The following is a 10433-nucleotide window of genomic DNA, read 5'->3' on the forward strand; positions in this document are numbered from 1 at the left end:
GTAGTGCAAAGCATCACAATGGGAGGGAAGCATGCCATCTTGGGGCACCGTACTCGGCTTTATTTTTGGATTTTTGGCGTTTCGGATCCCCGGTGCCATTCTCGGCGCGGTTGTCGGTTACTTGTTCGATAAGGGCTATGCGCAGGACTTTAATCAGTCTGGCGGTTTCGGGCGGTTCTTTACCAGCCAGGACGCCATGAAGCAGCAGGCTATTTTTTTCCACAGTCTGTTTGCTTCTCTGGGGCACTTGGCTAAAGCAGATGGTCAGGTCACCGAACACGAAATTCTGGTTGCGACCCGACTCATGGACGACATGAAATTGCACGGTGATGCGCGCAAAGAAGCGCAACAGGCGTTTCGTGAAGGGAAAGAGCGGGACTTTCCAATAAGCGATATTCTCAAGCAATTACACGAGTCCTGCCATGGTCGTCGCGACATCCTTCAGGTATTTCTGGAAATTCTCATACAAGCGGCCTTTGCCGACGGTCATCTGTCGCGGGATGAATACCAGGTGTTGGAAAAGGTCGCCAAACCGCTGGGGTTTGTGCGTCGGGATCTGGATTACCTGATTGCAATTTATGAGGCGGAAATTCGCTTTCGCAGGCAGTCTCGCTCACAGGGGCAAGGACAGGGGCAGCGTCGCCATGCGCAGTCAAATAGTGGTCCCACGTTGGAAGATGCCTACACCATTTTAGGCGTGTCGGCCAGTGACGATGAAAAAGCCATAAAGCGTGCTTACCGCAAACGCATGTCTGAGCATCACCCCGACAAACTGGCCTCCAAAGGTCTACCAGAGCAGGCAATGGAAATTGCCAAGTCAAAAGCGCAGGACATTCAGGCGGCTTATGAGCTGGTTAAGTCCCGCCGAGGATTCAAATGAGCAAGACTGGACCGTTGCTTCGCGACAACGACACGGATGATATAGAAGCGTTTGTCGAACATTTGTGGCTGGAAAAAGGCCTTAGCGACAATACGCAGCAGAGTTATCGCCGCGATTTGTGTCACCTAGCGATGTTTCTGGTTGCCGACAAACGCCCGTTGATTGTGAAGGTGTCGCTGGAGGATTTGCAGGACTATCTGGCTTATCGCGATAATAACGGATTATCAGCCCGCTCAACCCAGCGCGCGATAAGCGCAATGCGTCATTTTTACCGCTATTGCGTGACAATGCGGTTTCGCGAGGACAATCCGGTTTCGCAACTGGCCATGCCAAAAGCAGCGAAGAAATTACCCGGCAGTTTAAGTGAGGACGAAGTCGACGCACTGCTGGATGCGCCGAATGTGGAAGACGACATTGAATGTCGCGACAAAGCGATGCTGGAAGTGCTCTACGCGACCGGATTGCGCGTCAGTGAACTTACCGGACTCAGAATGTCTCAGATTAGCCTGACTCAGGGGCTGGTAAGAGTAACAGGGAAGGGCAATAAAGAGCGACTGGTGCCGTTGGGCGAACAGGCACTCGATGCGCTGCAGCACTATTTGAACGTTGCCCGCCCGGCACTACTTAAACATCAGACCGATGTGGTGTTCGTTAGCAAACGCGGCGTGCAAATGACCCGGCAAACGTTCTGGCACCGAATTAAATACTATGCCGTAGTTGCCGGTATTACTGAACACCTGTCGCCTCACACGCTTCGGCACGCTTTTGCGACCCATTTATTGAACCATGGTGCGGATTTACGAGTAGTACAAATGTTGTTAGGGCACAGTGATTTGTCGACCACGCAAATCTACACCCATGTCGCCACGGAACGACTGCAAAACCTGATTGGTGAGCATCATCCAAGAGGCTAGAGCACATTCGTCGTTGTATCCGTATTTACCCGCGGCGAGCAATCTTCAATGCGGGTGTTGAATAAGGTATGATGCAATTTTTCGGGGGTATGGCGGTCTTATTTACCAGCACCTTCACATAATTTGGTAGTGAATAACGCATACCAGTCACAGGAGTATCTATGAGATTGTTTTCCCGCGGCGTCGCCGTTTTCCTGAGCTTACTAACATTGAACACTCAGGCAAGCGTGCTGGCAGACGCTGCAAATGATCACATTAAAGCAAAAATTGAATCGACCTTGCAGTGGCAAGTGCATGCCATTGCAGACTCGCCAGTACGTGGTTTGGTACAGGTGAGCACTGAAAACGGATTGTTTTACGCCAGTGCTGACGGCACCTATTTTCTTCAGGCAAAAATCTATAATCTCGATGAAGAGATGCGCAATGAATCGGAAATTGCGTTGGCTGAAATGCGCATCGAAGGGCTAAAACAGTTCGAAAATTCCTATATCGAATTCAAAGCTAAAAAAGAGAAGTATGTGGTCACCGTTTTCACCGACACCACATGTGGCTATTGCCGTCGGTTGCATGAACAGATGGGCGAGTACAACGAAGCAGGGATTACAGTGCGTTATTTGGCGTACCCTCGTGCGGGTTTAAGCAGTCCAACTTACCGTCAAATGGTTAACGTGTGGTGTGCAACAGATCCCAAGGATGCCATGAGCACGGCAAAAGCAGGCCAAAACGTGGCCCCGGCATCCTGTAAAACCGACATTGCCAAACAATACCAGTTCGGTCGCAGTATTGGGGTAAACGGAACGCCTAATATCATTCTGCCCAATGGCACAGTAGTGCCTGGCTATCAACCGGCTGATCAGCTGTTGTCGACACTGCAGTCGACAGCTGGCTAAAGCAATGCGCACCAGCGCTGCGTAAGTGCTGGTGCAATAAACGGCTATCCTGCCGTCAGGCACTCATCCACTAACGTTGACGTTTCATGGCTTTATCAATTCACCGACGCGAACTGGCGTCAACCCCCCTAACGGCAAACCTGCATCCGGTTCTGGCCAGAATTTATCAAGGCCGCCATATTCAAACCCCGGCACAACTCGATACCGGGGCTAAGTCGCTGTTGCATTTTAGTAAGCTACTACACTGTGACAGGGCGGCGGCGTTAATCGCCGATGCGATTGCTGCCAACAACATGATAACCGTTATTGGCGATTTTGATGCCGATGGGGCGACCAGCACCTCCTTGTGCATGCTGGCACTGGCGGACATGGGCGCAAAACGGGTTGATTATCTGGTACCGAATCGTTTTGATTTTGGCTACGGCTTGTCGCCCGAAATCGTCGATGTGGCTGCTGAACGCGGAACCCAGTTAATTATTACCGTCGACAATGGCATTGCCTGTCATGCCGGTGTAGAACGCGCTAAAGCGCTGGGTATGACGGTGATTGTAACCGATCACCACTTACCGGCCGATACACTGCCGGTTGCTGATGCGATTGTTAACCCCAATCAACCGGACTGTCGTTTTCCGTCTAAATCCCTGGCCGGCGTGGGGGTGGCATTTTATTTAATGCTGGCATTGCGGGCCGAGCTCGATCAGCGTGGCTGGTTTGCCGAGAGCAGGCGCCCGGTGCCGAATCTGGCCAATTACCTGGATATAGTTGCAGTAGGCACCGTCGCCGATGTGGTGGTGCTCGATCAGAATAACCGCATACTGGTGCATCAGGGATTACAGCGTATTCGCGCCGGCCGTTGCCGGCCGGGTATCACCGCAATGCTGGATGTAGCCCAACGACAGGCGGCCAGAATTACCGCGTCTGACCTGGGATTTGTGGTCGGTCCCAGACTCAATGCCGCCGGCAGGCTGGACGATATGGCGGCGGGCATAGAGTGCTTATTGTGTAATGATGCCATGCAGGCTCGTGCGATGGCAGTGGAGCTGGACAGGCTCAACCAGCAGCGTAAAACCATTGAACAGGACATGAAGCAACAAGCCGAAGAAACACTCGCTTCACTGGATCTTGAGGGCGAAGTGCCAAACGCCATCGTGCTGTTCGATGAAGCGTTCCACCAAGGGGTGATTGGTATAGTGGCTGGCCGGTTAAAAGACCAGCACAAGCGTCCAACCATTGTGTTCGCCCGGCAGGACGATGATACGCTAAAAGGGTCTGCGCGTTCGGTAGACGGTGTGCACATTCGCGATCTACTGGATGTTGTTGATACGACTTACCCGGACCTGATCATCAAATTCGGTGGTCACGCTGCCGCTGCAGGCCTGTCTATTGAAGCCGGTAAACTTGAGGAATTCAGCGCAGTATTTTCTCGTTATGCAGGAGAAGCGCTGGCGAACATCGGCGACCCGCATGTGATTGTTACTGACGGCGAGCTGACCGACACCGAACTGAGTCTGGACGTTGCCCAATTGCTTCGACAGGCCGGTCCGTTTGGTCAGGGCTTTCAGCCACCACTCTTTGACGGTGTGTTTCATTTAGTGCAGCAACGTATCGTTGGTGAACGCCACCTTAAAATGGTGTTGGCACACCCGGACAGCGGCGAAGAGTTTGACGCGATAGCCTTTAATATTGATACTCAAGTCTGGCCTGATGCCTCGATTCGCAGGGTGGAAATCGCGTATCAACTGGATGTTAACTTTTTCCGGGGCCGAGAGTCATTACAACTGCTAGTGGATGCGATTGCCCCGTTATGAGTGTGGATAAGCTACTTGCCAAACATCAGTCACTGACACATACCGAAAACGTCAGGGTGGCATCTCATACCCAGCGTCAGGACGGAGAGTGGGTGCGTCATACACTCATGCTAGAGGGCGTTGATGTGCCTTTTGTGTTCAAACGGACTAAGCCCTACCAGTCGTTAAAAGGGGCCAGAGTAAACCTGACTTATTATCCTGTTACGGAAACCGTGGCGGGCATGGAGTTTGAGCAAATGAAAGTGGTTCGGATCAAGCGCGCTTAACCTGGGAGCTAAGAACCAACATGACGCCTAATTGGCTGAATGCCTACGTGTTGCACCGCCGTCCTTACCGGGAAACCAGTTTTCTGGTGGATTTCTTTACCTACGAGCAAGGTCGCATCAGTGCGGTGGCAAAAGGCGTACGCGGCGCAAAGTCCGACAAACGCAGTTTACTTCAGCCGTTTCAAGCGTTGCGTATTCAATTGAACGGCAAATCGGACTTAAAAAACCTGACGCTAATTGAAGCTGCGGCACCGGCACTGAACGTGACCGGCGATGCGTTGTATTGCGCGTTTTACGTCAATGAACTGACTAACCGCGTGTTGCCGCAGGGGCTGGCGGCGGAAATGGTCTATCAGACCTATGGCGACACCCTGGTTCAGTTAAAAGAAAGCCAGCGCCTGGACCGTCCGTTGCGTGAGTTTGAGATGGCGCTGATAGCGGAGTTGGGCGTGATTCCGGATATGACAACAGAAGCGTTTTCTGCTGAGCCGATTGTTGCCCAGGGCTGGTATGATTTTTACGCCGAACAGGGGTTTAGTGCGGTAGCGCAGGCCGGTCGAAATAGTTATTCGGGCAAGGATTTATTGTCGTTGGCTGAGGGCGATTACACCGACAGTGCCATAAAAACGGCTAAACGACTGACCCGTCATGTATTACAACCGTTTATTGGCGACAAGCCCCTGAAAAGCAGGGAGTTGTTTTTAGCCGGACGTTAATCTTGCCTTGTTGCCGCGGTGATCAAATCCGACGGTTTGAAAGTACCAGCCCACTCTGTATTTAACCCACTGCGCATCGCTGGTACAATTGGCGCGCATTTTTACCCTACAGGCTATTGGTAATGAACGATATTCTTCTTGGCGTTAACATTGATCACATTGCAACCCTGCGTAACGCGCGTGGCACTTCTTACCCTGACCCGGTCCATGCAGCCGATATTGCAGAGCGCGCTGGCGCTGATGGCATCACGGTGCACTTGCGCGAAGACCGCCGTCACATCAAGGACCGCGACGTGCATATTCTTGCCCAGACGATCAATACCCGTCTTAATTTAGAAATGGCCGTTACAGACGAAATGCTGGGCATTGCCGAACAGGTAAAGCCGGTGTTCTGCTGCCTGGTACCGGAGAAACGCGAAGAGCTGACTACCGAAGGCGGACTGGATGTCGCGGGCAATCTGAGCCGTATTACTGACGCCTGCCAGCGTCTAGCCGACGCCAATATTCTGGTGTCACTGTTTATAGATGGCGATGAAAAACAAATTGACGCCGCCAAGGCCACGGGCGCCCCGTTTATCGAAATCCACACCGGGCATTATGCCGATGCGACCAGTGAAGCAGAGCAGCTACAATACCTTGCGCAGATCCGCAAAGGCGTGGAATACGCTCATTTACTGGGTCTGCAGGTGAATGCCGGTCACGGATTGCATTACCACAATGTAAAACCTATAGCCGCTATTCCACAAATTCTGGAGCTGAATATTGGCCATGCGATCATTGCTCGCGCGGCATTTGACGGTTTACACACTGCTGTGGCCGACATGCGTAAGTTGATGCAGGAAGCGCGTACCAGCGCCCTGTTACAACAACGCTGAGCTTAGCGCCATGGCAATTGCTGGTATCGGTACTGACATTGTAGAAATTGCTCGCATTAATCGCGATAGCGGGCAGCGTGACCGTCTGGCGAAGCGGGTACTTACCGACACTGAGTTGGCATGCTATGCAACGCACAATCAGCCCGAACGGTATCTGGCGAAGCGATTTGCTGCCAAAGAAGCCGCTGTCAAAGCTCTAGGTACCGGCATTGGCAGAGGTATAGGCTGGCAACAACTCAGTGTTGAAAACAACGAGCTGGGGGCGCCGGTGTTGAACGTAAGCGGTGAATTTGCAGCCCGCTGCGAACAGCGGGGTATTACCCACTGGCATGTGTCGCTGTCTGATGAGCAGCATTATGCGGTGGCTACCGTTATTCTGGAAAAACGGTAAATTATGGCCACTATATATCAGCCTAAACGGGGTAAGCCTCGCCGCTCAAAACAGCGAAATACAAGCCGTCAGGGAACGTTAGCAACAGTGACGGCAACCATTGATACCTGGGATGCGCGGGGCCGCGGTGTCAGCCGCAGTCATCAGCCAGTGTTGTTCGCCGATGGTGCCTTACCCGGTGAAACCTGCCGTGTGGCTATTACCAAACAAAAAAAGCAAGTCTGTGAAGGCCAGGTGGTCAGTGTTGAGCAGGCGTCTGAACATCGGATTGCACCTTTTTGCTCACTAGCCGAACAATGCGGTGGATGTGCCCTGCAACATGTTGCGCCTGAACCCGCGTTACAGTGGCGTCAACAAGCACTGGACTCTCAGTTTCGTCGCCATCACCGGTTAGCTGCTTTGCCTTGGCATCCGCCTATTGTGAGTGCACACCCTGGCTACCGGCGTAAAACTCGTCTTGCGGTTGATGCGCGGGATAAAAACAATATCAAACTGGGGTTCAGGGCGGCTGGTAGCAGCGCGATCGTAGATGTGCCTGACTGCCCGGTATTAGTTCCCTCTTTGAATGCACTGCTGCCTGAATTGCACAAGGTCGTTCGCCAGCTTAAACGCCCGGAGGCCTTAGGCCACATCAGTCTATTGGCATCAAACAATGACGTTGCAGTGACTTTCAGGATCACGCAGACCTTATCGCAACAGGACCGCGAACACTTGCGCAGATTCGCTGAAGCACACCAGGTTGTGCTGCGGGCTGATTATGGCGATAACGGCAGTGAGCTGCTTTGGGGTGAACAGGACAGTCTGCATTGTGAAACCGCCAACGACTGTTTTATCTCCGTGACCACGGAAGACTTTGTTCAGGTTAATCACGATGTGAATCTCGCAATGGTGCAGCAGGCGCTGGATTGGTTAGACTTGCAACCCGACGACAAGGTACTGGATTTGTTTTGTGGGCTGGGTAACTTTAGTTTGCCGATGGCCAGAAAAGTTAGTCACGTGACTGCCGTTGAAGGGGTTGCCACTATGGTGCAACGCGCCGATCTCAGTGCGCAGCAACAGGGCATAACCAACATCAGCTGGCGCTGCGAAGATCTGTCAAATAGCGATATTGTGAGTGCGCTTACCATTCACAACAAGACCAAAGTGTTACTGGACCCCTCGCGGGAAGGCGCGCACACTGTGTGCGAACAACTGGCAAAACGCAAGGTCGGCGCAATCGTGTATGTATCTTGCAACCCTGCGACACTTGATCGCGACATTGCGCCGTTGCTGGCAGCGGGTTATCGCATTAACAAAGTCGCTTTAATGGAAATGTTTCCGTATACGCAGCACGTTGAAATGATGATGCTGCTGACACCGCAATAAGCGGGAACAGAACACGGACAGCTAGGGTCTTAGGCCTGTAAGATCTGCTTGAAGTAACAACTGACTCAGGACAATTGGTGAAGAATCATGGTTTCAACCCGTAAAGTGCATGAAGCACAACGGCCGCCTTTTGAGCAATGGCTGGCGAGCCTGGATATGTCTGAAGAAACGCGGCAAAAACTGCGTGAAATCTCGCACATGCCCGAGCAACTGCTGGTGGGTCAGGAAATGGTTGAAATACTGCATCAGCTCAACATGGATGATGCGACACTCCAGGCCGCATTGGTCTTTCCTTACTGTCAGCAACACATGCTGACCGACGCCGAAGTGAAAGACACCTTCGGCGATGAAATTGAGCAGCTCATTGTTGGCGTGCGCCGCATGGACGCCATTCGTTCATTGCACAACCGCAAACAGTCTTCCAGCAAACTGTCTGCGCCGGACGAACAGCACATCGACAGCATTCGCCGCATGTTACTCGCCATGGTGGAAGACGTGCGCGCGGTAGTCATTAAAATGGCTGAGCGTATCTGTGCGTTACAGCAGGTTAAAAAAGCCGACGAAGAAACCCGGGTCATGGTGGCCCGTGAATGCGCGACTATTTATGCGCCGCTGGCAAACCGGCTGGGTATTGGTCAGTTAAAGTGGGAACTGGAAGACCTGGCATTCCGTTACCTGCATCCGGTTACCTACAAACAAATCGCCAAACAACTCGACGGTAAACGCCGCGAGCGCGCCGAATACATCGACAACATCGTTACCGAGCTGCAATCGCTGGTCGATGCTGAGCATATTAAAGCCGAAGTGTACGGCCGCCCCAAACACATCTACAGCATCTGGAAAAAGATGCAGAAAAAGCACCTGACTTTTGAGCAGCTGTTCGATATCCGTGCCGTGCGTATCATTGCTGAACGCTTGCAGGATTGCTATGCGGCGCTGGGCACGGTGCATGCGCACTACAAGCATATTCCCAATGAATTCGACGATTACATTGCCACGCCAAAAGCCAATGGGTATCAGTCTATTCATACCGTGATCGTCGGACCGGAAGGTAAGGCCGTAGAAATTCAGATCCGCACTCAAAAAATGCACCAGGACGCAGAACTGGGCGTAGCGGCGCACTGGAAATACAAAGAAGGCAGCACAGGCAAAGCGTCTGGCTACGACGAGCGAATCAACTGGCTGAGAAAAATCCTGCAGTGGCAGGAAGAAGTCGCCGAGTCAGGCGATTTGGTGGAAGAGCTGCGCAGCCAGGTATTTGATGATCGCGTGTATGTGTTTACGCCTCGCGGTGATGTGATTGATTTGCCGCAGGGGTCAACACCGGTCGATTTTGCGTATTACATTCACAGTAATGTGGGCCACCGCTGTATCGGGGCCAAGGTTAACGGCCGGATTGTGCCTTTTACCTATCAGCTTCACAGTGGCGACCAGGTTGATGTATTAACTGGCAAGGAGCCGAACCCGTCGCGGGATTGGTTACATCCGGGATTGGGCTATGTGCACTCATCACGAGCGCGTGCCACTATTCACAGTTTCTTCAAAAAGCAGGATAAAGAGAAGAATCAGCAGGCAGGTAAAGAGCTGCTGGAGCGCGAACTGGCCAAAGTCCATATCAGCGCGAAAAAAGCCGTCGAGGCCTGCGAAAAATTCAACGCGCCATCGCTGGATGAACTGTATGCCGCTATCGGTGCCGGTGATGTACGGGTTATGTCGGTAGTGCATTACCTGCAACAACAGCTTGCGCCACCGCCAACTGAGCCTGAATTAAGTCCTAAGCTGAAAACCCGTAAAGCGGCGCGCAGCAAAGGCAAAAAAGACTCTGTGGTGGTGCAGGGCGTGGGGCACCTGTTAAGCCAACTGGCAAACTGTTGTCAGCCTGTGCCAGGTGAACCTATTCTGGGTTATATCACCCAAGGCCGCGGGGTAAGCGTTCACAAAGAAAGTTGTGACCAGCTGCAGAATTTACTGGTTCAGCATCCTGAGCGTCAGATAGAGGTGAATTGGTCTGATGAACTTAATGTCGGGTTTGAAGCAGCCGTTGATGTGTATTGTAGCGATCGCACCGGTCTTCTGCGCGATATTACTACCGTACTGGCTAATGAGGGCGTAGCTTTGTTGGGCGTAAACAGTCAAAGCGACAAGTCGACACAGACCGCGTTAATAGCGCTGTCGGTTGAAGTGGCGGACCTCAACACCCTGTCGCGAATGATGTCTAAACTTGGGCAATTGAAGGACGTACTCGATGTCAGACGAAAATCCAACTAGCCCCGGCGAAGCGCTGGATCGCCTGCTTGGCATTATGGCTGCGTTGCGCGATCCCAACAC

Annotated in this window: 10 protein-coding genes; all 10 read left to right on the forward strand. The window is 52.4% G+C overall.

Annotated elements, in window-relative coordinates; genetic code table 11:
* The first annotated feature begins 31 nt into the window (after window positions 1-31).
* The 10 genes from djlA (at window position 32) to relA (ending at window position 10373) form a co-directional block, all read left to right on the forward strand.
* Window positions 32-880 carry a co-chaperone DjlA gene (gene djlA, locus AC4MRN_RS04560; RefSeq protein WP_370240938.1) on the forward strand — a complete coding sequence of 283 codons (849 nt, stop codon included), beginning with the start codon at window positions 32-34 and terminating at the stop codon, window positions 878-880.
* Complete coding sequence (gene xerD / locus AC4MRN_RS04565) at window positions 877-1794, forward strand: site-specific tyrosine recombinase XerD (RefSeq protein WP_491202623.1); 918 nt, start codon at window positions 877-879, stop codon at window positions 1792-1794. The genes djlA and xerD overlap by 4 nt, the downstream gene beginning before the upstream one ends.
* Before the next feature lie 161 nt (window positions 1795-1955).
* Window positions 1956-2684: a bifunctional protein-disulfide isomerase/oxidoreductase DsbC gene (gene dsbC / locus AC4MRN_RS04570; protein WP_073320336.1), complete on the forward strand. Its 729-nt coding sequence runs from the start codon at window positions 1956-1958 to the stop codon at window positions 2682-2684.
* A gap of 86 nt (window positions 2685-2770) precedes the next feature.
* A complete protein-coding gene (recJ, locus tag AC4MRN_RS04575; protein WP_491202624.1) occupies window positions 2771-4492 on the forward strand; it encodes a single-stranded-DNA-specific exonuclease RecJ in 1722 nt (573 codons plus the stop codon).
* Complete coding sequence (locus AC4MRN_RS04580; RefSeq protein WP_073320332.1) at window positions 4489-4758, forward strand: hypothetical protein; 270 nt, start codon at window positions 4489-4491, stop codon at window positions 4756-4758. Before recJ ends, AC4MRN_RS04580 begins: the two co-directional genes overlap by 4 nt.
* Window positions 4759-4778: 20 nt before the next feature.
* The gene (gene recO, locus AC4MRN_RS04585; RefSeq protein WP_491202625.1) at window positions 4779-5474 is read left to right on the forward strand and encodes a DNA repair protein RecO; all 696 of its coding nucleotides are present in this window, start codon (window positions 4779-4781) and stop codon (window positions 5472-5474) included.
* A gap of 122 nt (window positions 5475-5596) precedes the next feature.
* Window positions 5597-6349 (forward strand): pyridoxine 5'-phosphate synthase, encoded by a 753-nt coding sequence (gene pdxJ / locus AC4MRN_RS04590; RefSeq protein ID WP_255051302.1) that lies wholly within the window; start codon window positions 5597-5599, stop codon window positions 6347-6349.
* Between the two features lie 10 nt (window positions 6350-6359).
* Window positions 6360-6740 (forward strand): holo-ACP synthase, encoded by a 381-nt coding sequence (gene acpS / locus AC4MRN_RS04595; protein ID WP_370240945.1) that lies wholly within the window; start codon window positions 6360-6362, stop codon window positions 6738-6740.
* Window positions 6741-6743: 3 nt separating this feature from the next.
* On the forward strand, window positions 6744-8105 hold the full coding sequence (rlmD, locus tag AC4MRN_RS04600) for a 23S rRNA (uracil(1939)-C(5))-methyltransferase RlmD (protein ID WP_491202626.1): 1362 nt from the start codon (window positions 6744-6746) through the stop codon (window positions 8103-8105).
* Window positions 8106-8192: 87 nt separating this feature from the next.
* Window positions 8193-10373, forward strand: a complete 2181-nt coding sequence (gene relA, locus AC4MRN_RS04605) for a GTP diphosphokinase (protein ID WP_475071097.1) — start codon at window positions 8193-8195, stop codon at window positions 10371-10373.
* Window positions 10374-10433 lie beyond the last annotated feature (60 nt).

It is taken from the genome of Marisediminitalea sp. (assembly GCF_984433645.1).